This is a genomic window from Pseudomonas sp. GNP014, from assembly GCF_054344005.1.
Genome location: NZ_JBTGUS010000001.1, coordinates 4,209,804 through 4,235,122, shown reverse-complemented (window position 1 = coordinate 4,235,122; position 25,319 = coordinate 4,209,804). Strand labels below are relative to the sequence as shown.

Genomic DNA, 25,319 nt, shown 5'->3' with positions numbered 1-25,319 from the left:
CACACGTCGAAAACGAACATGGCGACGAAGACGATTAGCCCTAGCTGTACTGGCATTGCTGCTTAGCTACGCCACCCCAAAAATTATTGATCTATTCGTACGCCCGGCGCCATGCTGACGTCAGAAAATTACACAGACCGTCCAATTTTCAGCTTTTGGATAAATGATCACTGGGGCGGTAACGGAGGCGTGACCTGCTATTGGAGCATCGCTGGCAACACCGCTAAAGTTGCGTGGATTCTGAGCATGTCTAAAGCTCAAGAGGATCAGGGGATGAAGATCGAAAGACACGAAGTGCAAGTACACTTGCCTTCACGCAACCGTGGCGATGTCACGTTGCATGTCTATTTTCTGCCGAGCACTCGTATCGAGTTGCTGTGGGCATCGACGGTGCTGGATCCGCGTCATCACTCAACGGAATCCTTGCCACGCTGAAACACGGGTAGTTTCTCACGCCTTCCCGTGGCTGAGTCCTATCAATTTTTCATCAAACCGGCGCCTTCCAACTCAACATCTGCTGCTGCGCCACCTGCAGTAAATCATTGCCATCCTGCGTCAGCAGGTAAAGCGCATGAGTAATGTGTGGAATGTCCTGCACGTCAGCATGCTTGAAGCACAGGCAATGCAGGGTTTCGAGCAGGTCGGCGGAAGCGCGGATGCGCTGGACGGCGGCTTCGAGGATGTCTTTCGGGTTGGCTTGGGTGTCGATGAGGATTGGCGCACTTTCGGTGACGCTGCTGTTGAGGGGGGAATAGCGATTGGGAAGCGGATTAATTATTGGCATTTTGATTACTCGATCGGGTTCGGTAACCCGCCGCCACCGTGACCAACAGTGGGGAGGCGGACTGTATGCAAGCTTGGTCAACTGAAAACCCGATCAGCTCGCTCGAAAGCGATCCTGCACACAGCCGCCACAGCAATGCACTACGAAGACATAGATGTCCGCGGTGCGAATGATGGCACACAAGTTTCGAGTTATCAGGTGACCAAACCTGAATCGCTGATTTTGCAGCGACGCCAAACCATAACCGCCCCGCTCCCACCGCCGAAAGCAGACAAGGCAACCACCGCTGTAGGAATCCGCCCTGCGTCCCGCAGAAAACCACCCCATTCCCTGACAGCCGGCGTTCAGCCCGGTTAACCATCCCTTAACGCCGAGGTCAAAAACTCTACTGAACCGCACGCCTTCAGCCGTTTTGGCTGTTGCCCGGTGCGGCAGGTTCGGGTGAGTCACGCCGAACGCTAGAACCGCCACTCGGGAGTCCTTTCATGAACATTCGTCCTTTATTGCTCACCGCCGCCCTCGCCTGCACCGCGTTTGCCGGGCTGGCCCAGGCCAATGACACCTCTGCCACTTCCAAAGCCGTGCCGTATCAGTACGGCATGCCGCTGCAGGTGGCCAAAGTGGTGTCCTTGACCGAGTCGCCAACACAAACGTGCAAGGTGATCACGGCCGATATGAAGTACATCGACAACGCCGGTAAGCCCGAGGAGATCAGCTACCGGAAATTATCCGACGCGTGCAACTTCCAGAACTGACAGAAACGTCTGATTTGCCGGTTTGCGGTAGGCGTGGGGCGTTTCGAAGGTTATGCTCGGGGCCTCCTCACTGCCGCAAGGATTGGCCATGCAGTTGTCGTTTCGCACGTTGTCGAGCATCACCTCCTCTTTCGTGTTTTCTGCTGGCGCTGGTCTGGGGCTTTTTCCCGGATAATTCTGCTGGCGACCTGGAGTATTGAATATTCCGAAGGCGCCGGGTTTGTCGCGCGGCGTGGTGCGGTGTTGTTTGCGGCGCTGGGAGTGATGTTTTATCTGGTGCGCACGGCACCGCCGTCGTTGGGGCGCAATGCGCTGAGCAACGGGTTCATCGTTGGGTGTTTGGGTTTGGCGGTGCTGGGGTTTACTGAATGGCTCAACGGCCATGCCGGCCCCGGGATTCTGCTCGCGGTGCTGGTCGAGTTCGCGCTGGGCCTTGGTTTCGTGCAGGCCCGGCGCGTGACGGTCGAACTGGGTGAAACGGTGCGTTAGATGGCTCTGGATCGAGGACTGTAGTGATGTGGTGCAATTTGCTTGCTCAGATCCGAACGCAGCCCGGCGATCAGTTCGTTGATTTCGCGACAGCCATTGAGGTGACTGGCATCAATGCCGCTCACCAACAAATCGACCTGATCGGTCTGGTGATCGCCGAACACCTTGACGGTCATCGACAAGTCCGGCGACAGCGTGCACTGGCAGCGTTTCGGCAGAAAACTGCTTTCAATGATGTTGCGTAGTTCCAAGGCAGACAGAAACATGGCGAAACCCTCTCCTTACTGTGAGATGCCAATCAAGTATTCACGCTGACCGTTGCTGACCCTGCACGGGTGTGTCCCCGCTGTTTCCCTGGGTATGGCACGCGGCGGTACTGCGAAATGCCCATTGGAGTGTAGGCGCCCAAATCCGGTGCGCCGCACTGTAAAGACGCATAAAACGTGCCTTCCATCAGATCGTTTCGACCCTTGTAGAATCAAGCACTTGGCGACGTGGCCAGTATTTTGCCAATTGCAAAATGCAAGAAATGCCTCTACGGGTACCGCAATTTGCACGTCGACGCCGGTTTGCATTCATCGCCGATGACAGTGAGAATGCCCGCTATCTACCCTACACCCGCATGGAGGCTTCTATGGGTTCTTTACGCACTTACGCGACCGCCGGCCTGATCATCGCCAGCTTTTCCACCTCCGCCCAAGCAGCGAAACTCGAAGACGTCGCGCCGTACCCCAAGGCCGAGGCCGGGTTCACCCGTCAGGTCATTTACCTGCCGAAGCAGGATCAGGAAGAAAACTTCCAGGTCGAGATCCTTGCCGGCAAAACCCTGGAAGTCGACTGCAACCGCCAGCGCCTGGGCGGGGTTCTGGATGAGAAGAATCTTGAAGGCTGGGGTTATCCCTTCTATCGTCTGGAAAAAGTCATCGGTCCGATGAGCACGATGATGGCCTGCCCGCCCGGCAACCAGAAGAAACGTGCGTTCGTGCCGGTCGTCGGCGATGGTTTCATGCTGCGCTACAACAGCAAACTGCCCGTGGTGGTTTACGCGCCGGCGGACGTCGAAGTGCGTTATCGCGTCTGGTCGGCGTCGGATAAAGTCGGCACAGCTCTTCGGGAATAACCGGAACAAGGAGCGTCCTGCGTGATTACCTGCCATGTCAGATATGTCATCGATCCTTACCAGTTGGCCGAGTTCGAAGCGTACGCAAAAGCCTGGCTCGGCATTGTCGAGCGATTGGGCGGCACGCACCACGGCTACTTCCTGCCCTCCGAGGGCGCGAGCAATATCGCCTATTGCCTGTTCAGTTTTCCGTCGCTGGCGGATTACGAAAGCTATCGGCATATCGCATTGACCGACGCGGAAAGCACCGCGCTGGTGGCCAATCTGGTCGAGAAAAAATTCATCGTCAGTTACGAGCGCAGCTTTCTGCGCCCGTTGCTACCGTAACCCCCCTTATGCCGGGACGCTGCATGCAGCAGCGCGCTCGGCGACGTGGCGCAGGCTGTCGAAATCGATATCGGCCGCCGAGTCGATCGCAACGAAGGTCTGATCACGAGCGCCGGTGCGCGCCACGTAGCGCTTGATCCCGGCAACCGCCAACGCGCCGGAAGGTTCGGTGATCGAGCGGGTATCGTCGTAGATATTCTTGATTGCGGCACACAGGTCGTCGTTGCTGACAGTGATCACCTCGTCCACGCAGAAACGGCACAGTTCATAACCGTATTCGCCAATCTGCGCCACGGCCACGCCGTCGGCGAAGGTTCCGACGCTGGGCAGCACCACACGGTGATCGGCTTCCAGCGCAGCCTTGAGGCATGCTGAGTGTTCAGATTCGACGCCGATGATGCGCACTGACGGGCGCAGGTATTTGACGTATGCCGCGATCCCGGCGATCAAACCGCCGCCGCCGACCGGCACGAAGATCGCGTCCAGCTCGCCTTGATGCTGACGAAGGATTTCCATTGCCACGGTGCCTTGTCCGGCGATCACGTCCGGATCATCGAACGGCGAAACGAAGGTACGCCCGGTCTGCTCGGCCAGTTGCAACGCGTGGGCCAGGGCAAAGGGGAAACTCTCGCCGTGCAGCAGCGCTTCGGCACCGCGACTGCGCACGCCCAGCACCTTGAGTTCAGGTGTTGTCGAGGGCATGACGATGGTGGCGGCGATACCCAGCTCACGCGCCGCCAGCGCCACGCCTTGGGCGTGATTGCCCGCCGACGCGGTGATCACCCCGCGCGCCTTCTGCTCATCACTTAACTGCACCAGTTTGTTGTAGGCGCCGCGGATCTTGAAAGAGAACGTCGGTTGCAGGTCTTCACGCTTGAGCAGGATGCGGTTGCCCAGCGCTTCGGACAAAGCCGGCGCCGCCTGCAACGGTGTGCGCACGGCAATGTCGTACACCGGTGCGGCGAGGATCTTTTTCACGTAGTGCTCTAGCAGGGCTTGCTGGTCGCTCATTATCGTCTCCTGACTCATCCGGCTTGTGCAGGAGCTACCGCCGGCAGCTCCTGCATGAGCCTTGTTGAAACCCTGGAGACAGAAAGTAAAAACCCGCCTCTAGGGCGGGTTGGGTGCTGCAGCCGTGCGCTAGCCCGCCAAATAAGGAATGGCGGTAATAATGCTTGGCTGGCAGCGCAGTACGGTCGAAGTCATGGGCTGGAAATTAGCCCGGGCGCTGCTGGCAAGTCAATGGCCATTTTTGCGCAGCGGCGATAGTCTGGCGATTGAGCTCATCACTTCAAGGAACGAATACATGCTGTCTATCGCCCTGCCCCTCACGGCATTGCTCGCATTTGCCGGTTACACCGTTTCGGTGATGCTCCAGGCTGAACAATCGCTGATCGATTTCGGCATCAGCCTGATGTCACGGCCTGACACCGCTCAGGTGGTGATTGATTTGTATCTGCTGGCGACATTGGCCGGGATCTGGATGATCAAGGATGCCCGTACTCGCGGACAGTCTGCCTGGTCGGTGCTGCCGTACTTGCTGTTGACGGCGATTTTTGTGTCGGTCGGGCCGTTGTTGTATCTGGTAGTGCGCGGGATTAGGGAGCGCAGACAATCGGTTGGGCAGGCCCGAGCAAGTTGATCTGGACTTCTCAGCGCTGATTCGATGGCCTTCGCGAGCAGGCTCGCTCTTACAGAGAGCGATGCCTTTTCTCTAGTACAGTTTCTCGTCAACCGTTTTGTACCTGTCAACTCTGACAGTTATGTACTACGTCTTGATGCAGTAGTTTGACCACTCACCGGGAATTCATTCCCACAGTGTTCATGCATCAGGAGCAATTACGATGACCAGTCAAAAATCCGAGAATAAGTTTTCTGCGGATGTGAGCGGCGGTGCGCGCCCTCTGTACAACGCGGATACCGATACCATGGACCTCGTCGAACGAGGTGACGAGTCGAGGTATTATTGGCAAGGTTTTAGTACCCAGCTCGTCAAATCAGATGTGGACCCGCAATTAAAAAGCATAAATCTGAGTGTGTTCGTCAATAAGGGCGTGGAAGCCGGAACTTATCCGATGATCGCAGATGGCAAGGTTCGAGCAGTTTATAGCCTCGTTCGTGAGGGCAACCAGGTTGAGGCTTATGTATCTGTTTCAGGCCAGATGACGCTTACAGTTGTGCCATCGACTGGCGATAAACGATTGGAAGGAACCGTATTGTTCGAGGGCAAAGGTAACGCTAAGTCAGTCAATATCACCAAGGGCGTCTTCAGTTTTAACTGACTCAGTCTTCACCGCTGTAAAGAGACTCTGTGGCGGTCCCCGCTTGAGGCCAGGAGACGATAATTGTCTCCTGGCTCGCCAAAGGCCAATCAAAGGCTTCGATTATTTGCAGTCTTGATTAAAGTGTTAATCCTGTGGATGCCCCCACCTTCCCGAGCAATTGCCACTGCAGGAGATCGGGCGCACTTATTTTTGTTTTACCGCCACGAACGCCGCGGTTTCGTAGGGCACCGTCACCACATCCTTGTTGCGCAGTTGCGGTTCCGAAGCGATCAACGCGCGGACCTGCTCATCGACTTTTGCCCGTTGGGCGTCCGGCAGCGCAGCAATGAAACTGGTCGAGCGCACGCGATTGACAATCACGTCTTCCGGCGATCCGGTATGACCATGGTGAAACTGCTGCAGTTGCAGCGCCCCGAACACCGGATGTGGAAACGCCTTGCGCCAGGCGCCGGTGTAATAGCGTGGCGTATCGCCTTCGAGGGCGTTGACGATCGCATCAAGCTTGGGCACCCAACTGACTTGCGTGTCGCGCAGGTTCCAGATCAGCCCTAACTTGCCGCCAGGTTTGAGAACCCGAGCGATTTCCGTCAGCGCCTCGGCACTGGCGAACCAGTGAAACGCCTGCGCGCAGACCACCACATCCACGCAAGCGTCTGGCAACGGCAAATCGGTCGCTGTGCCACTCACCGCCAATACCTGTGGCCAGGCTTCCGAGAGTTTTTCCAGCATCTGCGCCACCGGTTCTACCGCAATCACTTGCGCGCCCGTCGCCACCAGCCGACCGGTAAACTTGCCGGTGCCAGCGCCCAGGTCGATCACCGTTTGGTACCGGTCCAGGCCCAGCGTCTCGCTCAACCATTGACTGACTTGCGGCGGATAATCCGGCCGTCCTTTGACGTAGGTCTCGGCAGCGGTTTTATAGCCGGCAGCGGCTGAGTGATGGACCTGATCGTTCATGGCAATTCTCCTGACGGTCAAACTTCGGATCGACGGCAGACGCGGACGAGCATAGCGCTTGAATTTGTGCCTACCTTGAACAGTCACTGACAAAGCAATGAATAAAATTTCACCCTGTGGTGTTCATAGTGAAACATAACCCTCTGTGGAGCCTTGCCCATGACTATCCGTTCCGTTATGTTCGCCGCCCCGTTGCTGCTGGTCGCCGCGATGTCGAGCCAGTTGACCTTCGCCAGCGGTGATGAAGCAGCGCCGGTGAAGAAACCCGAATGCCCCAAAGGCCAGGTCCGGGACAGCAAATCGCAGAAGTGCGTGCTGCAAACCAGCAGCCTGTTGCCGGACGCCGACCGCACCGATTATGCCTACCGCCTGGCCAAGGCCGGTCGCTACGAAGAAGCGCTGGCGCTGCTCGACACGCTGAAACAGCCGAACACGGCCAAGGCGCTGAACTACCGCGGTTATGCCACGCGCAAACTGGGACGCACCGACGAAGGCATCGGTTATTACCTGCAATCGGTAAAACTCGATCCGCAGTATGCGCAAGTGCGCGAATACCTTGGCGAGGCCTATGTGATCAAAGGCCGCGTCGACCTGGCGCAAGAGCAGTTGCAGCAGATCAAGTCGATTTGCGGCACCGCCTGCGAGGAATACCAGGACCTGGCTGAGGCCATCAACGATTCATCGAAAACCTGAGTATTTATAAGGACCGCCATCATCGTCAGCGATCAGGCCTTCAGAGCAGAACTCGGACAGCACCTGGCGCGCCTGTGGCGCTACGGTTTGCTGCTGTCGCGCAATCGGCATGTGGCCGAGGATCTGGTGCAAGCGACGTGCGTGCGGGCACTGGAGCGCTCGGCTCAGTACGTGGCCGGCACGCGCATGGATCGCTGGCTGCTGAGCATTCTGCATTCGATCTGGCTCAATGAAGTGCGCGCCCGTCGCGTGCGTCAAGGCGCGGGCCAGGTCGATGCCGACGGTCAACTGGCATTCGACGGTGAGTACGCCGCGCAGACCCACGTGATGGCGGCGCAAGTGATTCGTCGTGTCGACGCGTTGCCCGAAACCCAACGCGAGACGGTGTACCTGGCCTATGTCGAAGGCCTGTCTTACCGCGAAGTTGCCGAAATTCTGCAGGTGCCGATAGGCACGGTGATGAGCCGACTGGCCACCGCCCGCCTGAAACTCGCCGAATACCCGCCCTTGCAAGCGGTGCCGAAATCCACCGAAGGAGACCGCTGATGAACACACCTTCGGATGAGCAACTGGTCGCTTACCTGGACGACGAACTCGACCGCGACCATCGCCAGCAACTCGACAACGCCATCGCCGAAGACCCATTGCTCAGTCTGCGTGTGCAGTGGCTCCAGCGCAGTAACCTGCCCTACAAAAAAGCCTATGACGAACTGGCGCAACAAGCGCCGCTGGATCGTCTGCAAGCCCGACTGGATGCCATTCCTGCGCCGGAGCGTCCGGGCTTGAGCCGGCGTTGGTTTATCGGTGGCGCCGCGGCTGCGCTGGTGGCCGGCGGCGTGCTGGCTGACCGGTTGTTTCTCGGTTGGCATGCCGCGCAATCAAACAACTGGCGTGCGTTGGTGGGCGATTACATGGCGCTGTATGTGCCGCAGACGCTCGATCATCTAGCGACGAATGACGCCACTCAACGGGCGCAATTGCGCGAGGTCGATGCGCGTCTTGGCCTGAACCTGTCACCCGCTGCGTTGAAGCTGCCGGCGGCCGAATTCAAACGGGCGCAAATGCTTGAGTATGACGGCGTGCCCATCGCGCAGATCGTTTACCTCGACGCGAAACATGGCCCGCTGGCCCTGTGCGTGACCCGTTCGAACAGCGGCAGTCAGCCGTTGGCGCATGAGCGTCGGCATGAAATGAATGTGGTGTATTGGACCGAGCGTGAGCATGCGTGGATGTTGATCGGGCGTAATCCAGCTGACGAGTTGGAACAACGCGCCATGTTGTTACGCTCGCACGCCTTGCAGGCGTAAATCCCTTGTGGGAGCGGGCTTGCCCGCGAAGGCGGCAGGTCAGGCGATAAAGATGTCGACCTTGCCGGCCGCTGCGCGGGCAATCGCGCGGCCTCAGGCGGCGGTGGGCAGCCACAGTCTGAAGCGCGCACCGCCCAGTGGCGAACCTTCAACCGTCAAGGTACCGCCCTGCGCTTCCAGCGCCCGGCGGCTGATCGCCAAGCCCAGGCCAAACCCGCCGGTAGCCCGATCACGGCTGCGATCCAGGCGATAGAATGGCTCGAAAATTCTTTCGCGCTCATCGTCGGGAATGCCGATGCCGTCGTCATCCACCCAGATTTCACACCCTTCGGCATTGACCTGCACGCCAACCTGAATGCGCTTCTCGCAGTACCGCATGGCATTGCGCAGCAGGTTCTGAATGGCCCGGGCAGTCAGGCGCGGATCCAGCGCGAAACGTTCCAGTTGCCCGTGCAACAACACGTCGATGACGATTTCCGGCGACTCCAGTTCTTCGTCGACACTGCCCAGAATGCTGTCGATGAACTCGTCCAGCGACACGTCGACCTGCTCCGGCAACTGCGCCGGGTTCTGCAAGCGGCTGTAGGAGAGCAATTCGAGCACCAGCTCATCGAGCTCGCGAATGTGCGCAACCAGGCCCTGCAAGCGCTCGCGACTGGTCGCCGGCAAGTCATCCGACAACGCCAGCGCCAGGCCGAAATCCAGACGGGTCAGCGGCGTGCGCAGTTCGTGGGACACCGCGTTGAGCAAGTCGCGCTGCTGGTTGAGCAGGTTTTCGATGTCGCCGGCCATGGTGTCGAACACATTGGCGAGGCTGCCGATGTTGGAGCTCGGAGCGATTTTCGTGCGCTCGCTCAGATGGCCCTTACCGAAGCGTTCGGCGGTGCCTTTGAGACGTTCCAGATCACGCCAGTGCGGGCGCAGCCACATCAACAGGCAAGCCAGCAAGGTCGCGCCAATCAAGACGTTGATGCTCCAGTACAACAGATTGACGTCCATCGGGTCGGGCGGCACGATCATTTGCACGGCGGTGGTGTCATCCAGCGGCGCGACGGCCAGCGTGCGCCAGCCCCAATCGCCAATGCGCACCACGTTTTCGCCGCGACGCAGGCGCTGCTGTTCGATGGCGGTAAACCCGGCGTCGTCGATCCGGGCCAGGACGATGTGCAACGGCTGGAAGTCCTTGTCCATCGACGCCGCCAGCGCCGACCACTGATCGTGTGGCACCGCGTGAAACTGTCGGGTGATCAGCGATTGCAGCCCGCGCGAATAGTCGAGGTTGTAGGTGACGAAGCGCTCGCGGAAGGCCATGACCACCAGATCCGGCACCAGATAGATCGCGGCGCTGTAGGAGACGATTGTCACCATATACAGGCGAAAGAGGATGCGAAACATCAGCTCAGCATTCCCATTCGGAACGGCTGAACAGGTAGCCCTTGCCCCACACAGTCTTGATCTTGCGCGCTTCGCCGGCGTGATCGTCGAACTTGCGCCGCAGTTTGGAAATCGCCACGTCGACCGAACGGTCAGTGCCGTTGAATTCGATCCCGCGCAGACGTTGCAGGATCTGGTCGCGACTCAGCACCTCACCGGCATGCCGCGCCAGCACCACCAGCAAATTGTATTCGCCACTCGACAGCTCGACCGGCTGATCGCGCCAGGTCACGGTGCGCTCGGACAGGTCGATGCACAGATTGCCCATCAGAATGCGGTCGTTGGCGGTCAGCGGTTCGCCAAGGCTGCTGCGGCGCAGCAGGGTGCGCACCCGCGCCAGCAACACCCGGGGTTCGCATGGCTTGGTGACGTAATCGTCGGCGCCCATTTCCAGGCCCAGCACTTGATCGTGACTGTCATCGCGGGCGGTGAGCATGAGGATCGGCAGCGTCGCCGAATCGGCACGCAACAGGCGGCAGACTTGCAGGCCGTCGAGGCCCGGCAGCATCAGGTCGAGAATCACCAGATCCGGCGGGTTGACCCGCGCCCGCTCGCGCACATGGTCGCCACGGCCGATCACGCTGACGGAGTAGCCGTTGCGCTCCAGGTAGCTGGAAATCAGTTCGGCGAGGGCGGTGTCGTCTTCGACCAGGAGGATGTTGGGCATGGGGTGTTCCAGAAAAGTGCTGTGGCGACCGGAAGGGCCACTTCACGGGCAATCCCGCTCCCACAGTGTTATCGGGGTGCTCACAAAATCTGTGTCCACAACCAATCCCTGTGGGAACGCGCTTGTCCGCGATGGCGATTCAACTGTCGCAATAAATTTCAAGGCGTAAAGGATATACGCCCTCACCCGTCCCTGAGCAAAACCCTTACACAATTTCACACAGCGCCTACAAAGCTTCACCGCTAACCTCGGCGTCTGCCCGTAGGATGCGGACTTCAATATTGGGGGTTGTACATGTCGAAAAATCTGCTGGCCGGGCTCGGCCTGATCGCAATGGCGCTGACGCTGAGCGCCTGTGATTCATCCTCGAACGCCGAAGAACAGGCGCCGCCAGCGACCGTGCGCATCGAAACCATTGCAGCGCACCCCCTGTCGATCAGCAGCGAACTCAGCGGGCGGATTGCCGCGCCACGGATTGCCGAAGTGCGCGCCCGGGTCCCCGGTGTGGTGCTGCAACGCACATTCCGCGAAGGCAGCGATGTGAAAAAGGGCGATGTGCTGTTCCGTATCGACCCGGCCCCCTTCAAGGCTGACCTCGACAGCGCCGAAGCCGTACTGCGCAAGGCCGAGGCCAATGCATTCCAGGCGAAATTGCAGGAGCAGCGTTACGCCCAGTTGATCGACGACAAGGCCATCAGCGGTCAGGACTACGACAATGCCCGCGCCAATGCTCGGCAAACTGCCGCCGATGTTGCGGCCAACAAGGCCGCAGTGGAACGCGCGAAGCTGAACCTCGGTTATGCCACCGTCACCGCGCCGATTTCCGGGCGGGTCGGTCGGGCGCTGGTTACCGAAGGCGCGCTGGTCGGGCAGAACGAAACAACGCCCCTGGCGCTGATTCAGCAACTGAACCCGATTCATGCCGACGTTACCCAGTCGACTCGCGAGCTCAATGAACTGCGCCGGGCCTTCCGCTCCGGTCAGTTGCAGCAGGTCGGTCAGGACCAAGTCAAAGCCACATTGATTCAGGACGACGGCAGCCTGTATCCGTTGCCGGGCAAACTGTTGTTCGCCGACATCACGGTCGACCCGGGCACCGGCCAGATCATCCTGCGCAGCGAGTTCCCCAATCCGGACCTTGATCTGCTGCCCGGCAGTTTCGTCCGTGTGCGCCTGGAACAGGCAACGATCCAGCAGGGCATCACCGTGCCGCAACGTGCGGTGCAGCGTGACAGCGCCGGGATCGCGCAAGTGCTGACCGTCGACGAGCAAATGCGCGTGGCCCAGCAACCGGTGCAACTGGGTGCTGTGCAGAACGATCGCTGGATCGTCACCGGCGGCCTGAAGCCCGGTGACCGCATTGTCATCGAAGGCCTGCAGCACGCCCGCCCCGGCGAAAAAGTGCAGATCGACGACACCCCTCTTCCACTTGCCCAGACCTCTGGTCAGTAAGCAGGACGCTTTTATATGCCGCAGTTCTTTATCGACCGCCCGGTATTCGCCTGGGTGGTCGCCCTGTTCATCCTGTTGGCCGGTGCGCTGGCCATTCCGCAATTGCCGGTGGCGCAATACCCCGACGTCGCGCCGCCACAGATCGAAATCTACGCCGTGTACCCTGGCGCTTCGGCGCAGACCGTCGACGAGAGCGTGGTCAGCCTGATCGAAGAGGAACTCAACGGTGCCGATCACCTGTTGTATTTCGAATCGCAGAGCAGCCTCGGCAGCGCAACGATCAAAGCCACCTTCCAGCCGGGCACCAACCCTGAACTGGCGCAGGTCGATGTGCAGAACCGCCTCAAGGTGGTGGAGTCGCGCCTGCCGCAAGCGGTGAACCAGCAGGGCTTGCAGGTGGAAAAAGTTTCCGCCGGTTTTCTCCTGCTAATCACCCTGACCTCCAGCGACGGCAAACTCGATGACGTGGCGCTCAGTGATTATCTGGCGCGCAACGTGATGAACGAGATCAAGCGTCTGGACGGCGTCGGCAAGGCCCAGTTGTATGGCGCCGAGCGGGCGATGCGTATCTGGATCGATCCGCAGAAACTCATCGGTTTCAATCTGACCCCGGCTGACGTCAACGCCGCCATCGTCGCGCAGAATGCACAGGTCTCGGCGGGCAGCATCGGCGACTTGCCCAATCCGTCCACTCAGGAAATCACCGCCACTATCCTGGTCAAGGGCCAGCTGTCGACGCCGGAAGAATTTGCCGACATCGTGCTCAAGGCCAACCCGGACGGCTCTACGGTGCGAGTCGGTGACGTCGCGCGAGTCGAGATCGGCAGTCAGGAATACCAGTTCGGTACGCGCCTCAATGGCAAGCCGTCCACGGCGGTGGGCGTGCAGCTGTCGCCGGGGGCCAACGCGCTGAACACCGCGACGCTGGTGCGGGCGAAGATGGACGAGCTGTCGCGCTACTTCCCAGCCGGTGTCGACTACAAGATTCCGTACGACACCTCACCGTTCGTCAAAGTCTCGACCACCAAAGTGGTTTACACCCTCGGCGAAGCGATGCTGCTGGTGTTTGCGGTGATGTTCCTGTTCCTGCAGAACATTCGCTACACGCTGATCCCGACGCTGGTGGTACCGGTTGCGCTGATGGGCACGTTCGCGACCATGCTGGCGCTGGGCTTCTCGATCAACGTGCTGACGATGTTCGGCATGGTCCTGGCCATCGGCATTCTCGTCGACGACGCCATCGTGGTGGTGGAGAACGTCGAACGGATCATGGCCACCGAGGGCCTGTCGCCCAAGGAAGCCACGCGCAAGGCGATGACACAAATCACCGGCGCGATCATCGGCATCACCCTCGTTCTGGTGGCGGTATTCATTCCGATGGCGTTCATGCAGGGCTCGGTCGGGGTCATTTACCAGCAGTTCTCGCTGTCGATGGCGACCTCGATCCTGTTCTCGGCGTTCCTCGCGCTGACCCTGACACCGGCACTGTGCGCGACACTGCTCAAACCGGTTGCCAAGGGCGAGCATCACGAGAAGTCCGGATTCTTCGGCTGGTTCAACCGCCGCTTCGAACGCCTGACTGACCGCTATCAAAGCTGGGTTGGTTATGCGTTGAAGCGCAGCGGGCGTTTTCTGCTGATCTATGTCGTGCTGCTGGTGGGACTGGGCCTGTGCTTCATGCGTCTACCCTCCTCGTTCCTGCCGGTGGAAGATCAGGGTTACACCATCACCGACATTCAACTGCCACCGGGTGCGAGCAAGAACCGCACGGTGCAGGTGGTCGAACAGATCGAGGCGCACAACGCCGGGGAACCGGGCGTGGGTGACAGCACGGTGATTCTCGGCTTCAGCTTCTCCGGTAGCGGGCAGAACGCCGCACTGGCGTTCACCACCCTCAAGGACTGGTCGGAGCGTGGCCACGATGATTCGGCGGCCTCGATTGCCGATCGCGCCAACATCGCGCTGAGCCAGATCAAGGACGCCGTCTCGTTCGCTGTTCTTCCGCCACCGGTGGATGGTCTGGGTACATCGAGCGGTTTCGAGTTCCGCCTGCAGGATCGCGCCGGCCTTGGCCACGCAACGTTGATGCAGGCGCGCACTGAATTGCTCGCGGCCGCCGAGAAAAGTCCGGTACTGATGAACGTGCGCGAGAGTGCGCTGGCCGAAGCGCCGCAAGTCCAGCTGGAAGTGGATCGCCGCCAGGCCAATGCGTTGGGTGTGTCGTTCGCCGACATCGGCAACGTACTGTCGACGGCGGTGGGTTCCTCCTACGTCAATGACTTCCCCAACCAGGGCAGGATGCAACGGGTTGTGGTGCAGGCTGAAGGTGACCGCCGCAGCCAGGTCGACGACTTGCTGAAAATGCACGTGCGCAACAACGACGGCAAGATGGTGCCGCTGTCGGCGTTCGTGCAGGCGAAATGGACCCAGGGGCCGGCGCAGTTGACTCGTTACAACGGCTATCCGGCGATTGCGATTTCCGGCGAACCGGCCCCGGGGCACAGCACCGGTGAAGCCATGGCGGAAATCGAACGGCTGGTGGCCCAAGGGCCGAAAGGTCTGGGGCAGGAATGGACGGGATTGTCGTTGCAGGAGCGGTTATCCGGCAGTCAGGCGCCGATCCTGTTGGGGCTGTCGTTGCTGATCGTGTTCCTGTGCCTGGCGGCGTTGTATGAGAGCTGGTCGATTCCGACTTCGGTGTTGCTGGTGGTGCCGCTGGGTGTGCTCGGCGCGGTCTTGGCGGTGACCTTGCGCGGGATGCCTAACGATGTGTTCTTCAAGGTCGGGCTGATCACCATCATCGGTCTGTCGGCGAAAAACGCGATCCTGATCATTGAGTTCGCCAAGAGCCTTTATGACGAAGGCCACGACCTGATCGATGCAACGTTGCAGGCGGCTCGCTTGCGCCTGCGGCCGATTGTGATGACTTCGCTGGCGTTCATTCTCGGTGTGGTGCCACTGGCCATCGCCACGGGTGCCAGCTCGGCGAGCCAGCAAGCGATCGGCACCGGAGTGATCGGCGGGATGATCACCGCGACGCTGGCGGTGATCTTTGTGCCGGTGTTCTTCGTCGTTGTCATGAAGCTCGTGCAACGCTTTACCAAGCCCCACTGATCTTAATTGTGGGAGCGAGCTTGCTCGCGAAAGCGTCGTTACATTCAACGTTGATGTTGGATGACCGGACGCCTTCGCGACCAAGCTCGCTCCCACAGGGATCTTCATAAACTCGAGCCGGTGGTCATATCCTCCATCGCTGGGCTAAGGTGTCTGAACCACCCTGGCCCATCGAGTCCCCATGCGCTTCCTCGCCCGCACCCACCCTCGCCTGTCTGCCGCCGCCCTGTTCGGCCTCGCCACCGGCCTGCTGGCCCCCGCCGACTCCATCGTCAGCAAAATCCTCATTGGCTGGAACGCCGGCGTCTGGACTTACCTGATCCTGATGCTGTGGCTCACCGCGCGCGCCAAGGCACCGGACGTCAAACGCATCGCCGACGTCGAAGACGAAAACGCCGGACTGGTGCTGTTGGTGGTGTGCATCGCCGCACTGGCGAGCCTTGCCACCATCACGTTCGAACTGGCGGGCAGCAAGGATCTGGAAACCAACCGCAAGCTCCTGCATTACGCCTTCACCGCCGTGACGGTGATCGGCTCATGGCTGCTGATCGGCGTGATCTTCTGCGTGCATTACGCAAGGTTGTATTACACCTGGGACGGCAAGGAGCCCGCCCTGCGTTTCGCCGAAGGGCTGACCACGCCCAACTATTGGGACTTCCTGTACTTCTCGTTCACCATTGGCGTGGCCGTGCAGACTGCGGACGTCGGGGTGGCATCGCGGGAGATGCGCAAGATCGTGCTGGCACAATCGCTGATCGGGTTTGTGTTCAACACAGCGATACTGGGATTCTCCATCAACATCGCCGCAGGACTGTTTGGCTGAACAACCTTCAAAAAAAATGCCCTGACACTGTCAGGGCATTTTCATTTCATCGAACCGATCAGAAGAAGTAGCTGACTCGCAGGCTACCACTCCAGTCCTGGCTCACGGTTGTGCCTTTGCTGCCGCCTACCTGACCGGAAACCTGCCAGGTACGCTGCGCCGGTGTCCACTTAAGACCGGCGCCATACTCCACAGAGCTGCTGGCACGATCATCATCGAAGCTGTCGTCGTTGATTTTGACGCGGTTGGCTTTGACAAACTCATGGTTAAACGCGGTCGACAGACTTGGCTCCAGCAGACTGCCGTTATCCAGCGTGATGACACGCCCGCCACGGGCACCGACTTTGCCCTGAACAGATCGCATGGTGTCGGCTTTGACTTGCAGGCCGTTGTCGAGCCTGTATTCCTCGCTTTGCGCAACGCCCGTCGAGATCTGCACCACCGGCTCGACAAAATAATCATCCTTGAGGCGAATATGTTTGCCGATTGCTGCAGAACCGCTCAGCCCCAGAGTTTTGTAGTCACCCTTGGTCCGGGTGCCGTCGCTCATCGTCACTTTGGCTTTGTTATCGAACTGATTGACTTTGGCCATGAGATTGACGAACACACCGCTGTCGACATCGAACGTGCTGCCGTAAACACCCGCGTTCACGCTGTCGACAATGGCGCTGGAGCCGTATTTCAGATCGATGTCCGTTCGACTCGTGCCGACAAACCCACCGAGCACCCATGCGCGCCCTGCAATATCGACGACCGTATCGGCGCCACCGGTGATACCGGTCTGGTTCTGGGTGTAACCGTCGCCATAAGCGTTGTCGACGTTGTACTGGTTACCGTAAGTGCGGACCCAGACGCTGTTGCTCAGTTTCACCGAGCTGTCATCCATGGCACGCAACGAGGCCTCTGGGCGGATACTGAGACTGCGGTCACCCAACTGATCACTGAGCATGGCGGCCTCGGCATTCAGGACGCTGCGAGCACTGCCCGCCAAGGCCAGAGCGGTGTTACTTGAAGTGCTCACGGTTTCCTTGTCCGGGTTCAGGTACAGACCCTGACCTTCTTTGGCCAACCGGTACACGAACGTACCCGCGTCCACGGTTTCACGTCCTCCCAGCGAAAAACTCGCATCGCCTGCGGCGATATTGCCAACCTTCACGGCCTCGGCCGTGACAGGCGTTGTGCCGGTAGCAGCGATTAGCAGTTGATGCTGCCCACTGGCATTGCCGGTGACATTCAGGAAGTCCGTGTTGCCATTGCCCAGATCCGTGCCCATCACAAACGTACCGCGACCGGAGAGATTGCCGACATTCAATTGCTGGAACTGCTCGTTCGTGCCCATTTGCACGACACCGTCGCTCATGCCCAGTTGCTGCACGGTGCTGTCGCCGGTCATCACCCACCGCGCAGCATTGTTGATGGTCAGGTTGCCCGAGTTATTGATCTGACCGGTGAGCAGCGAACCATTGTCCAGCAATACACTCCCGTTGGCAGCCGAGATGACGTCGCCAGTGAGGTTGCTGCCGTTGTTCAATACAAGGCTTGAGACGTTTTCGACGTTGCCCTTGATTGCCGAACGATTGTCCAGCTCTATACGGCCATTGGTGTCCGCCAACACATTGCCGGTCATTTGACTGCCATTGTTCAGCGACAGACCGACTATGTTTTCAACGTTGCCATTGAGAACGGCGTTATTGTTCAGGCTGACCTTTGAGGCTGTACCTGCAACGGACAGGACATCGCCATTGAGCGTGCTGCGGGAGTCCAGATTGACTTGGGTCACGTTCTGTAAATCACCTTCCAGCGCGGCGCCGTTCTGCATCAGTAGAGAAACCGAGCTGCCCGTATCGGCCACTACGTTGCCACTCAACTGGCTTGCATCAACGGTGAGATTTGCGGTGGAACGGTTGGTTGCTTGCAACAGGTTACCGTTGCCACCGATCAGCTCGCTGGTGCCAGAAACATTGATACTTGCAACTGTACCGGCGGCACCCGAAGAGCCAAGTACAATGGCTGATCCTGTTCCCCCCGACACGCGGGTGCTGTTCAACGTTACAGAGTTGGCATTGACACCGGTTAAATCCGTGTTGATTTGCAGGCCGTTCTTCTCCCCGGCCAGAACGCTGCCGTTGGCCGAAAGCGTTGCCCCACCAAGCCTCACACCATAACTGTCCGAACCGGTGCCTCGAACGGTTGAGTTCTCGACGTTCAATACGGCAAAACCCACTGCATCCGCACCATTCAGGCCGATGATCGTACTTCCGCCCTTGACCGTCGCGCTCGAAGACGCCGGGGTAGTGGTATTGCGCCCCAGGAGAAGACCGAAACTATTGGTACTGACGATGGTGCTGTTGTCGATGATGGCGCTGCTGTCGATCAGTTGTATCGCCCCCCTGCCAGCCGAGCTGTTTACAGACGCTCCAGAGAGGTTTACCACTGAAGTATTGGCATCGATTCGGGCGCTTTGACCACCATTGAAAACGACGTTGGCATTTGATGACGAGATGGTCAGTGCCTGGGCATTATCAACAGTCAGGGTGCCCCCTTGGGACACCGCCCAAGCCTCCGGTACGGATGGGTTCGTGACGACTGCGCTCTCTCCTGGATTGAGCGTTCGACTGAAGGCCTCGCTGGAGGATAGAAATGCCACAGCAACCACTAATTTCTGGAACGTCACAGAGGACGTAGACTTAAAACAAAGGAACATGGGAAACCCCTTAAACTGCGCAACTACTGACATTGCTTTTTGGCAGTACTGAAAGCTCCCACCAAAAAAATGTTCCACACCTTAATAAGAAATTCGAGACTTTTATGTAGGAAAAGTCCGTAACGAAAGAGGAATCATCCTTGTCGGCTGTAGTATCCTTACCGTGCCCTTACTGTTAATGCGGATAATCGCGAAAGAAACGTCCATGTTTCTCTCGCAACACCGATCAGCTAATACAGCAATTAAGGAGCAGGCGCAGCCGGAGCAGGTGTCAAATCGCAATAGTTAAAACTGTTACTGATATTGTCGATCCGTTTGATGACTGGTACAGACGATTGCTGTCCATTGATATCGGTCGTGTACCAATATTTGCCATAGGCTATTGCGCCCCTGACAGGTTGCGCCAATTTGAAAATCTCAGGACTGGCCACTGGCGCGACATCAGGAATACCCGCGGCTTTGATGACATAGTCTCTAGAGTCCTCAGTATCATCAATCAGAGTATTACCTAACGGGTCCGAGTAAGCCGCGAAATGGGCTGTAATCGTTTTGCCTGGGGGTAAAAGCGGGTCTTTTGGAATCTGCAAACCTAGAACCATACTACTGGTTGGACTGATCATGCCGTAACATTCAATGTAATCACGCACTGCCGGATTGCGGATCCGGATTGTAGGTAAAGGTAAAGGTATGGCCGCACCGGCAACTGCCACCGGTTGGTTACGGGAATTAATTACGTTTTTATCAACACCCGCTTTTTGAATAGTCCAGTAAGCATTTACCGACCCAATGGGCAGCCTGGATATAATATCTGCAGAAATATTAACTTCGAATTCATCCACATCTACAAATGGATTGAACTCATCTATAAGCTGACCATTAATATAACACTTCGCCACCTCGGCCGAAGTGATAGGAGGCTGACCTAGCGCAAGGGTAACTTTAAATTTACCCGGACTGTTTCTGTCACCAGGTCGCAAGTCGTTAGGCGTATTCGAAGCACCTGTGACTACAGGCAACACCATGTCTTTGTTTGTAAGGTCCGGTAGATCCGGATTTGTTGGTCCCGCATGGTCGAATGCCAACGTGATGAGTTGAACCGGAGATTCAGCGTTTGGAATACCAGTTCGAACGATCTCATACCAGATATTGGCCATTTTAGGCTCAACGGCATCGTTAAATATTGTGGAGAGATCTGTGTATGTCAGGTTAAACGTTAAATTGGTATTAGCCACCCACGGCTGGGCGGTAAGACTTACAGAGTTAGTTGCATCAGTGGCATCTTCAAGGGTAATGAAAATATTATCTCCCGGCTCTGCGTTAGTGATGAATGCGCTTTCAACGATAGCGGTTATACCGCCAGCAAAATCGTCCAGATAAAGTGCCGTGGTATAGTTCGGATCGGTTTTCGGTACCAGAGGACCTTTTGTTGAAACTGGAGGTTGTGCCAATGCCAGTGTCAGCACGTCACTTGCGGCAGACTCCCGACTGTCGTTGCCAGGTAAATCTGTCCATTGATACTGAATTTTGACGCGGCCATTTGGAAATTGGCGTAACACGGTGTTGGCGATAGTAAATGCGCCGTTGACCGGCACTGCAGCATTCCACACCTCAACCCGCTGAGTGCCAGAAATCAACCAGGCGCGCAGATTATCGTCCAGCCGACGTAGCGGATAACCTACGTTCACGGTGAAATTCAGGTTGGCGTTAGCCGGGGCCGCCAACCAGGCTTCGTTAATTGTGCGTTGTGCATCCGAGGGTGTATTAACGAATACGGGGGTTGGCGTTGGTACGGCGAGCGTGACAACGGTATTCCCATTCGAGTCTGATCTTTTTGAACCAAACGGTGCAGTCTGGTCGATAACAAACTCCAGTACATTAGAGGGCTCATTAACACCACCTGCCTCTTTGTAAAGTTGAAACATGATTTCATAAGTGGTCGGCTCTGCCGGTGTTGGGCGCTCTGGAAACAAGCTAGCTGGCAACCGAATTGGTATAGTCCCTGACTGGCCGGGAAGAAACGTCGCCCAGTAAAATTTTTTCATCCCACAATGTCAGTGCCCTGGCCCTTTACACCGTATTCCAGTTCCAGTTCATCCTTGTCGAACTCTTCTGCAGTGCGGGTAAAGTCTATCGTCACAAATCCGGTATCTAGCATGCTTTTAGCGATCAAACCATCTGCAAGTGTATCTATCGCAATATCAGCCAATGGATCAATATTCTTGATCCCTGTTGGAGTCAGGTCTTGGAGTCCTTGGTACGATTTTTATAGCCATTTTTCCATCTCCTTGTGTATTCAGGCCGAAAGGGCCGCTTTCGCCAGGTGTTACCCTGTCTATTTTCACCAAACCTTTTTGTGACTCACCGACCAGCCGCCCACCTTTGAACAACTGCCAGTAGGTAATGGCCGAATTATCATTAATAAGCGGCCGGACATTAGGCTCAAACGGAACGACATGTCGCCAATGTCCAGTCATGTGCTTTTGCTCCAACTCTATTTCCCAAACACCGTAAGTGCCCTGCACTGGTGGACCGCTTCCATTCAAACTTGAATGCCCTTGCCAATGTACTTTGGCTGTATCACCAACTTCCGCAGGGCCATTAGCTGTAGGTACCAAGACAGTCGCTCCCGAGGACAACGGCGGTACTGTCTTGTTACTCAAATAACCCCAAATCGTTGCATGGGGAAACGTCGGCTCATTCAGAACAAGAAGGGGCGTGTGATCTATCGTCAGTTTTCTTTCAGGTGATGGATCAGAAATGCCCCCGCTCGCCTTCCAAACCTGGTAGGACAAAAACGCAACGCCATCAGTTGCCAGGGCTGCGGGCGTCAAAGCGACATACAGGTAAGTTGATTGTGGTGGACTATAGAAATCCTCGTGGAGCCTTGTAACAGTGCCACCCTGATTCAGATCAACCCAAAGCTCGTCCATTGGCTGCGGGTCGGGCCAGTAAGGAATAATGATTCGAGTACCATTAAGTAAAATGTTGCGCGGCACATATCCGTCGAGATCACTATCATCAATACCCTCCACCGATAGCGGGCTCGCTAGAATCCCTATACTTCGTGCAGTAGCCTTCTTCGCCGTCATAATGTACTCGCCAGATCACTTGAGTTACGCGCAAGGTTGGTCTTGCTTATGGGGGAATTAAGCGCCGAGATACGGGACTTGCCTACTGTCAGATCTGACAGGTAAAGATACCGTTCGTCGGTTTTAAGCGGGCCATTGCCCATCGCCAAGTCAAATGGTCCTTGACGAAGACAGGCCGATTGATGTTTCCTGAAACCGGTTTCAGAAACTTACGCTGTAGCATCCAACAATAAGAAATCCACGCCATGAACGACTTCTCCACCGCCCAGCGCAGCCGCGTGACCATGCTCGACGTCGCCGAACGCGCCGGGGTCTCCAAGGCCAGCGTCTCGCGCTTCATCGGCGATGATCGCGCCCTGCTCTCCGATGCCATTGCCTTGCGCATCGAACAGGCCATCAGCGAACTCGGCTACCGCCCCAACCAAATGGCACGCGGCCTGAAACGCGGGCGCACGCGCCTGATCGGCATGCTGGTCGCCGATATCCGTAACCCTTATTCGATTGCCGTGATGCACGGGGTGGAAACCGCTTGCCGGGCGCACGGCTATAGCCTGGTGGTGTGCAACACCGACCGCGATGACGAACAGGAACGCCAGCACCTGGCGCTGTTGCGCTCGTACAACATCGAAGGGCTGATCGTGAACACGCTGGGCCATCACCGTGACGAGTTGCATGAACTGCGTCGTGAGATGCCGCTGGTGCTGGTGGATCGCAAGGTCGACGGGCTCGACAGCGACATGGTCGGGCTGAATAACCCGCAAGCCGTGGAGATGGCGATCAGGCATTTGGAGCAGCGTGGATATCGGAATCTGGTACTGGTGACTGAACCGTATGACGGCACCAGTTCGCGGATCGAGCGGGTCAGCAGTTTTCAGGCACAGATTGCCCAGCGCTCGGCGCTGACCGGGGCGGTGCTGGAAACCGGCGATGATCTGAGCGCACAACTTCAAATCTTCTTGAATACCCCCGGCAATGGCCCGAAAGCGCTGTTTTGCGCCAATGGCGTGGCGGCGTTGGCGACCACGACGGCGTTGCGGGCGATGGGGGCGCGGTTGTTCGAGGATGTCGGGCTGATCGCCCTCGATGACCTTGATTGGTATCCATTGGTGGGCAGCGGGATTACTGCGCTGGCTCAGCCGACGGCAGAGATTGGCGCGCGGGCGTTTGAGTGTCTGCTCAAGCGCTTGCGTGGGGATGATGAAATAGCGCGGGTGGTGGATTTTGCGCCGGTGCTGGTGGAGCGTGGGTCGACCCGTGAGGTTGCTGGTGTTTGATCTGACGCTATCGCTGGCAAGCCAGCTCCCACAGTGTTCGAGTCGTACACAAAGGCTTGGTACACCTCTAAACCTGTGGGAGCTGGCTTGCCAGCGATGAGGCCCAGAAGGACACCACAGAAACACCTGATATTTTTTTGAACAAAAATGAAACCGGTTTCAGAGGTCAATAACAATGAATAAACCCGCCGTTTCCATCAGTCTGTCTAGCTACGGTGCCGAGCTCGTGCGCCAGCGCGGGCAGGATTTTTTCATCGACGTGCTCGCCGCCGCCGGTGCCGATCGCATCGAATGGCGCGAAGAATTACTGACCCGCGAAGTGCCCGCGCAACTGAGCGCCGCCACTCAAGCGCAGGGCCTGCAAAGTATTTATTCCTCGCCAACCGAACTGTGGCTTGCCGGGCAGGCGCAGCCCAATCCCGAGTTGATCACCGCACTGCAACAAGCCGAAGCGTTCGGCTCGAAATGGCTGAAAGTCTCCCTCGGCTACTTCACCGACACCAACGATCTGCAAGCCCTGGCCGAACGCTTGAAGCTCAGCCCGGTGCAGTTGCTGGTGGAAAACGACCAGACCCTGCACGGCGGACGCATCGAACCGTTTCAGCGCTTCTTCGCCGCCGTCGAGCAGCACAACTTGCCGATCAAAATGACCTTCGACATCGGCAACTGGCAGTGGCAGGACCAGTCCGCCGCGAATGCTGCGCGCCTGTTGGGCCGGCACGTCGGTTACGTGCATTGCAAAGCCGTTGCCCGCCGCCCGGACGGCAAACTGGTGGCGGTGCCGCCGGCCGTCAGTGACCTGCATCTGTGGGAACAACTGCTGCGGCACATGGCCCAAGGCGTTATGCGCGCCGCCGAATACCCGTTGCAGGGAGACGACCTGGTGGCGTTGACCCGTGAACACGTCGCCGCCCTCGCCCACCTTGGCCAGTCCCGCCTGGAGCCTGCTCATGTCTGAGATCGATATTCTGTCGTTTGGCGAAACCATGGCGATGCTGGTCGCCGAGCAGACCGGTGATCTGGCGGCGGTCGAGCACTTTCACAAGCGTATCGCCGGGGCCGACAGCAATGTCGCGATCGGGCTGTCGCGCCTGGGTTTCAACGTCGCGTGGCTGAGCCGGGTCGGCAATGATTCGCTCGGGCGTTTTGTGGTCGAGACCTTGATCAAGGAGGGTCTGGACTGCAGTCACGTCGACGTCGACAAACAGCACCCGACCGGTTTCCAGTTCAAATCGCGCAATGACGATGGCAGCGACCCGCAGGTCGAGTATTTCCGGCGCGGTTCAGCGGCCAGTCATCTGTCCCCCCAGTCGATCACGGCCAGCCTGTTGAGCGCCCGCCATCTGCATGCGACTGGCATCCCGCCGGCGCTATCGGCCTCGACGCGGGAGATGTCCTTTGAACTGATGACACGCATGCGCAATGCCGGGCGCAGCGTGTCGTTCGATCCCAATCTGCGTCCGAGCCTGTGGGCCAGCGAGCGCGAGATGATCGGCGAGATCAACCGCCTCGCCGCCCTCGCCCATTGGGTGCTGCCGGGTTTGAGTGAAGGCCGTTTGCTCACTGGTTTCGAAGACCCGGCGGACATTGCTGCGTTTTATCTCGATCAAGGTGCCGAAGCGGTGGCGATCAAGCTTGGGCCACAAGGCGCTTATTACCGCACGCATCTGGCATCGGGGTTTGTCGCCGGTGTGCCGGTGGCGCATGTCGTCGACACGGTCGGTGCCGGTGATGGTTTTGCGGTGGGGATGATCAGTGCCCTGCTTGAGCACCAGAGTTTTGCCGAGGCGGTGCAGCGTGCGAACTGGATTGGCAGTCGGGCGGTGCAGAGTCGCGGGGATATGGAGGGCCTTCCAACCCGGGCTGAACTCTTCAGCGAATTTGAGGCCGTCATCGCAGGCAAGCCAGCTCCCACAAGGGTTGGTGGTGGCAATGCAATCTTTGACATACCCGAGATCCCTGTGGGAGCTGGCTTGCCAGCGATGAGGCCCTGACAGGCAACCGATTCATTGAACCTGCTGCGACAAAAACAACAAGCTCAGGAG

At 58.1% G+C, this 25,319-nt stretch carries 24 protein-coding genes and 2 pseudogenes; 16 read left to right on the top strand and 10 right to left on the bottom strand.

What is annotated here, in order from left to right:
* Positions 1-246: 246 nt before the first annotated feature.
* Positions 247-435: a hypothetical protein gene (locus tag ACXX9E_RS19075; protein WP_458555951.1), complete on the top strand. Its 189-nt coding sequence runs from the start codon at positions 247-249 to the stop codon at positions 433-435.
* Between the two features lie 52 nt (positions 436-487).
* On the opposite strand, the gene ACXX9E_RS19070 is transcribed toward ACXX9E_RS19075, so the two are convergent.
* Complete coding sequence (locus ACXX9E_RS19070; protein ID WP_458555950.1) at positions 488-784, bottom strand: hypothetical protein; 297 nt, start codon at positions 782-784, stop codon at positions 488-490.
* A gap of 485 nt (positions 785-1,269) precedes the next feature.
* Between ACXX9E_RS19070 and ACXX9E_RS19065 the strand changes: the two genes are divergently transcribed.
* Positions 1,270-1,539 carry a DUF2790 domain-containing protein gene (locus ACXX9E_RS19065; protein WP_458555949.1) on the top strand — a complete coding sequence of 90 codons (270 nt, stop codon included), beginning with the start codon at positions 1,270-1,272 and terminating at the stop codon, positions 1,537-1,539.
* A gap of 88 nt (positions 1,540-1,627) precedes the next feature.
* Positions 1,628-2,028: pseudogene (locus tag ACXX9E_RS19060) on the top strand (hypothetical protein).
* Here the strand turns inward: ACXX9E_RS19060 and ACXX9E_RS19055 are convergent.
* The gene (locus tag ACXX9E_RS19055) at positions 2,025-2,294 is read right to left on the bottom strand and encodes a DUF1652 domain-containing protein (RefSeq protein WP_123468469.1); all 270 of its coding nucleotides are present in this window, start codon (positions 2,292-2,294) and stop codon (positions 2,025-2,027) included. The pseudogene ACXX9E_RS19060 and the gene ACXX9E_RS19055 overlap by 4 nt on opposite strands.
* Positions 2,295-2,662: 368 nt before the next feature.
* Here ACXX9E_RS19055 and eco point away from each other — a divergent pair, with 368 nt between their 5' ends.
* Together eco and ACXX9E_RS19045 are read left to right on the top strand one after the other, a co-directional pair.
* The gene (gene eco, locus ACXX9E_RS19050; protein ID WP_458555948.1) at positions 2,663-3,148 is read left to right on the top strand and encodes a serine protease inhibitor ecotin; all 486 of its coding nucleotides are present in this window, start codon (positions 2,663-2,665) and stop codon (positions 3,146-3,148) included.
* A 21-nt stretch (positions 3,149-3,169) separates the two neighbouring features.
* Positions 3,170-3,475, top strand: a complete 306-nt coding sequence (locus ACXX9E_RS19045; protein ID WP_123468465.1) for an NIPSNAP family protein — start codon at positions 3,170-3,172, stop codon at positions 3,473-3,475.
* Between the two features lie 30 nt (positions 3,476-3,505).
* Here the strand turns inward: ACXX9E_RS19045 and ilvA are convergent.
* Positions 3,506-4,486, bottom strand: a pseudogene (ilvA, locus tag ACXX9E_RS19040) (threonine ammonia-lyase, biosynthetic); the annotation flags it as partial.
* 295 nt (positions 4,487-4,781) lie between these two features.
* Here ilvA and ACXX9E_RS19035 point away from each other — a divergent pair.
* Both ACXX9E_RS19035 and ACXX9E_RS19030 read left to right on the top strand, forming a co-directional pair.
* Positions 4,782-5,117 carry a DUF2834 domain-containing protein gene (locus ACXX9E_RS19035; RefSeq protein ID WP_336346815.1) on the top strand — a complete coding sequence of 112 codons (336 nt, stop codon included), beginning with the start codon at positions 4,782-4,784 and terminating at the stop codon, positions 5,115-5,117.
* Positions 5,118-5,319: 202 nt separating this feature from the next.
* Positions 5,320-5,757 (top strand): hypothetical protein, encoded by a 438-nt coding sequence (locus ACXX9E_RS19030; protein ID WP_422495558.1) that lies wholly within the window; start codon positions 5,320-5,322, stop codon positions 5,755-5,757.
* Between the two features lie 186 nt (positions 5,758-5,943).
* Here the strand turns inward: ACXX9E_RS19030 and ACXX9E_RS19025 are convergent, their stop codons facing one another.
* On the bottom strand, positions 5,944-6,717 hold the full coding sequence (locus ACXX9E_RS19025) for a class I SAM-dependent methyltransferase (RefSeq protein WP_123468458.1): 774 nt from the start codon (positions 6,715-6,717) through the stop codon (positions 5,944-5,946).
* 159 nt (positions 6,718-6,876) lie between these two features.
* Between ACXX9E_RS19025 and ACXX9E_RS19020 the strand changes: the two genes are divergently transcribed.
* The 3 genes from ACXX9E_RS19020 (at position 6,877) to ACXX9E_RS19010 (ending at position 8,717) form a co-directional block, all read left to right on the top strand.
* Positions 6,877-7,410, top strand: coding sequence for a tetratricopeptide repeat protein (locus tag ACXX9E_RS19020; RefSeq protein ID WP_336346816.1), 534 nt, complete (start codon positions 6,877-6,879; stop codon positions 7,408-7,410).
* Positions 7,411-7,473: 63 nt separating this feature from the next.
* On the top strand, positions 7,474-7,956 hold the full coding sequence (locus ACXX9E_RS19015) for a sigma-70 family RNA polymerase sigma factor (RefSeq protein ID WP_409202023.1): 483 nt from the start codon (positions 7,474-7,476) through the stop codon (positions 7,954-7,956).
* Positions 7,956-8,717, top strand: a complete 762-nt coding sequence (locus ACXX9E_RS19010; protein ID WP_458555947.1) for an anti-sigma factor family protein — start codon at positions 7,956-7,958, stop codon at positions 8,715-8,717. The genes ACXX9E_RS19015 and ACXX9E_RS19010 overlap by 1 nt, the downstream gene beginning before the upstream one ends.
* 93 nt (positions 8,718-8,810) lie before the next feature.
* On the opposite strand, the gene ACXX9E_RS19005 is transcribed toward ACXX9E_RS19010, so the two are convergent.
* Together ACXX9E_RS19005 and ACXX9E_RS19000 are read right to left on the bottom strand one after the other, a co-directional pair.
* The gene (locus ACXX9E_RS19005; RefSeq protein ID WP_458555946.1) at positions 8,811-10,112 is read right to left on the bottom strand and encodes an ATP-binding protein; all 1,302 of its coding nucleotides are present in this window, start codon (positions 10,110-10,112) and stop codon (positions 8,811-8,813) included.
* Between the two features lie 4 nt (positions 10,113-10,116).
* Complete coding sequence (locus ACXX9E_RS19000; RefSeq protein WP_007912171.1) at positions 10,117-10,818, bottom strand: response regulator; 702 nt, start codon at positions 10,816-10,818, stop codon at positions 10,117-10,119.
* Positions 10,819-11,112: 294 nt separating this feature from the next.
* Between ACXX9E_RS19000 and ACXX9E_RS18995 the strand changes: the two genes are divergently transcribed.
* The 3 genes from ACXX9E_RS18995 (at position 11,113) to ACXX9E_RS18985 (ending at position 16,207) form a co-directional block, all read left to right on the top strand.
* The gene (locus ACXX9E_RS18995; RefSeq protein WP_458555945.1) at positions 11,113-12,270 is read left to right on the top strand and encodes an efflux RND transporter periplasmic adaptor subunit; all 1,158 of its coding nucleotides are present in this window, start codon (positions 11,113-11,115) and stop codon (positions 12,268-12,270) included.
* Between the two features lie 15 nt (positions 12,271-12,285).
* On the top strand, positions 12,286-15,384 hold the full coding sequence (locus ACXX9E_RS18990; RefSeq protein WP_458555944.1) for a multidrug efflux RND transporter permease subunit: 3,099 nt from the start codon (positions 12,286-12,288) through the stop codon (positions 15,382-15,384).
* Positions 15,385-15,565: 181 nt separating this feature from the next.
* Positions 15,566-16,207, top strand: coding sequence for a DUF1345 domain-containing protein (locus tag ACXX9E_RS18985; RefSeq protein ID WP_123468443.1), 642 nt, complete (start codon positions 15,566-15,568; stop codon positions 16,205-16,207).
* A 58-nt stretch (positions 16,208-16,265) separates the two neighbouring features.
* Here ACXX9E_RS18985 and ACXX9E_RS18980 read toward each other — a convergent pair whose 3' ends face one another.
* From ACXX9E_RS18980 to ACXX9E_RS18965, 4 genes are all read right to left on the bottom strand, one after another.
* A complete protein-coding gene (locus ACXX9E_RS18980) occupies positions 16,266-18,911 on the bottom strand; it encodes an autotransporter outer membrane beta-barrel domain-containing protein (RefSeq protein ID WP_458555943.1) in 2,646 nt (881 codons plus the stop codon).
* 242 nt (positions 18,912-19,153) lie between these two features.
* Entirely contained in the window at positions 19,154-20,953 is a 1,800-nt protein-coding gene (locus tag ACXX9E_RS18975; protein WP_458555942.1) for a hypothetical protein, read from the bottom strand.
* Complete coding sequence (locus ACXX9E_RS18970) at positions 20,950-21,117, bottom strand: hypothetical protein (protein ID WP_458555941.1); 168 nt, start codon at positions 21,115-21,117, stop codon at positions 20,950-20,952. Before ACXX9E_RS18970 ends, ACXX9E_RS18975 begins: the two co-directional genes overlap by 4 nt.
* A gap of 4 nt (positions 21,118-21,121) precedes the next feature.
* Positions 21,122-21,943: a hypothetical protein gene (locus tag ACXX9E_RS18965; protein ID WP_458555940.1), complete on the bottom strand. Its 822-nt coding sequence runs from the start codon at positions 21,941-21,943 to the stop codon at positions 21,122-21,124.
* Between the two features lie 302 nt (positions 21,944-22,245).
* Between ACXX9E_RS18965 and ACXX9E_RS18960 the strand changes: the two genes are divergently transcribed.
* The 3 genes from ACXX9E_RS18960 (at position 22,246) to ACXX9E_RS18950 (ending at position 25,268) form a co-directional block, all read left to right on the top strand.
* The gene (locus ACXX9E_RS18960) at positions 22,246-23,274 is read left to right on the top strand and encodes a LacI family DNA-binding transcriptional regulator (protein ID WP_458555939.1); all 1,029 of its coding nucleotides are present in this window, start codon (positions 22,246-22,248) and stop codon (positions 23,272-23,274) included.
* Positions 23,275-23,449: 175 nt separating this feature from the next.
* Positions 23,450-24,232 carry a sugar phosphate isomerase/epimerase family protein gene (locus tag ACXX9E_RS18955; RefSeq protein ID WP_458555938.1) on the top strand — a complete coding sequence of 261 codons (783 nt, stop codon included), beginning with the start codon at positions 23,450-23,452 and terminating at the stop codon, positions 24,230-24,232.
* Positions 24,225-25,268, top strand: a complete 1,044-nt coding sequence (locus tag ACXX9E_RS18950; protein WP_458555937.1) for a sugar kinase — start codon at positions 24,225-24,227, stop codon at positions 25,266-25,268. The genes ACXX9E_RS18955 and ACXX9E_RS18950 overlap by 8 nt, the downstream gene beginning before the upstream one ends.
* The last annotated feature ends 51 nt before the right edge of the window (positions 25,269-25,319 follow it).

What these genes read in the sequence shown, in the direction of transcription:
- ACXX9E_RS19075 (WP_458555951.1), top strand. Translation starts at nt 247, where the DNA reads ATGTCTAAAGCTCAAGAGGATCAGGGGATGAAGATCGAAAGACACGAA.
- ACXX9E_RS19070 (WP_458555950.1), bottom strand. Translation starts at nt 784, where the DNA reads ATGCCAATAATTAATCCGCTTCCCAATCGCTATTCCCCCCTCAACAGC.
- ACXX9E_RS19065 (WP_458555949.1), top strand. Translation starts at nt 1,270, where the DNA reads ATGAACATTCGTCCTTTATTGCTCACCGCCGCCCTCGCCTGCACCGCG.
- ACXX9E_RS19055 (WP_123468469.1), bottom strand. Translation starts at nt 2,294, where the DNA reads ATGTTTCTGTCTGCCTTGGAACTACGCAACATCATTGAAAGCAGTTTT.
- eco (WP_458555948.1), top strand. Translation starts at nt 2,663, where the DNA reads ATGGGTTCTTTACGCACTTACGCGACCGCCGGCCTGATCATCGCCAGC.
- ACXX9E_RS19035 (WP_336346815.1), top strand. Translation starts at nt 4,782, where the DNA reads ATGCTGTCTATCGCCCTGCCCCTCACGGCATTGCTCGCATTTGCCGGT.
- ACXX9E_RS19030 (WP_422495558.1), top strand. Translation starts at nt 5,320, where the DNA reads ATGACCAGTCAAAAATCCGAGAATAAGTTTTCTGCGGATGTGAGCGGC.
- ACXX9E_RS19025 (WP_123468458.1), bottom strand. Translation starts at nt 6,717, where the DNA reads ATGAACGATCAGGTCCATCACTCAGCCGCTGCCGGCTATAAAACCGCT.
- ACXX9E_RS19020 (WP_336346816.1), top strand. Translation starts at nt 6,877, where the DNA reads ATGACTATCCGTTCCGTTATGTTCGCCGCCCCGTTGCTGCTGGTCGCC.
- ACXX9E_RS19010 (WP_458555947.1), top strand. Translation starts at nt 7,956, where the DNA reads ATGAACACACCTTCGGATGAGCAACTGGTCGCTTACCTGGACGACGAA.
- ACXX9E_RS19005 (WP_458555946.1), bottom strand. Translation starts at nt 10,112, where the DNA reads ATGTTTCGCATCCTCTTTCGCCTGTATATGGTGACAATCGTCTCCTAC.
- ACXX9E_RS19000 (WP_007912171.1), bottom strand. Translation starts at nt 10,818, where the DNA reads ATGCCCAACATCCTCCTGGTCGAAGACGACACCGCCCTCGCCGAACTG.
- ACXX9E_RS18995 (WP_458555945.1), top strand. Translation starts at nt 11,113, where the DNA reads ATGTCGAAAAATCTGCTGGCCGGGCTCGGCCTGATCGCAATGGCGCTG.
- ACXX9E_RS18990 (WP_458555944.1), top strand. Translation starts at nt 12,286, where the DNA reads ATGCCGCAGTTCTTTATCGACCGCCCGGTATTCGCCTGGGTGGTCGCC.
- ACXX9E_RS18985 (WP_123468443.1), top strand. Translation starts at nt 15,566, where the DNA reads ATGCGCTTCCTCGCCCGCACCCACCCTCGCCTGTCTGCCGCCGCCCTG.
- ACXX9E_RS18980 (WP_458555943.1), bottom strand. Translation starts at nt 18,911, where the DNA reads ATGTTCCTTTGTTTTAAGTCTACGTCCTCTGTGACGTTCCAGAAATTA.
- ACXX9E_RS18975 (WP_458555942.1), bottom strand. Translation starts at nt 20,953, where the DNA reads ATGAAAAAATTTTACTGGGCGACGTTTCTTCCCGGCCAGTCAGGGACT.
- ACXX9E_RS18960 (WP_458555939.1), top strand. Translation starts at nt 22,246, where the DNA reads ATGAACGACTTCTCCACCGCCCAGCGCAGCCGCGTGACCATGCTCGAC.
- ACXX9E_RS18955 (WP_458555938.1), top strand. Translation starts at nt 23,450, where the DNA reads ATGAATAAACCCGCCGTTTCCATCAGTCTGTCTAGCTACGGTGCCGAG.
- ACXX9E_RS18950 (WP_458555937.1), top strand. Translation starts at nt 24,225, where the DNA reads ATGTCTGAGATCGATATTCTGTCGTTTGGCGAAACCATGGCGATGCTG.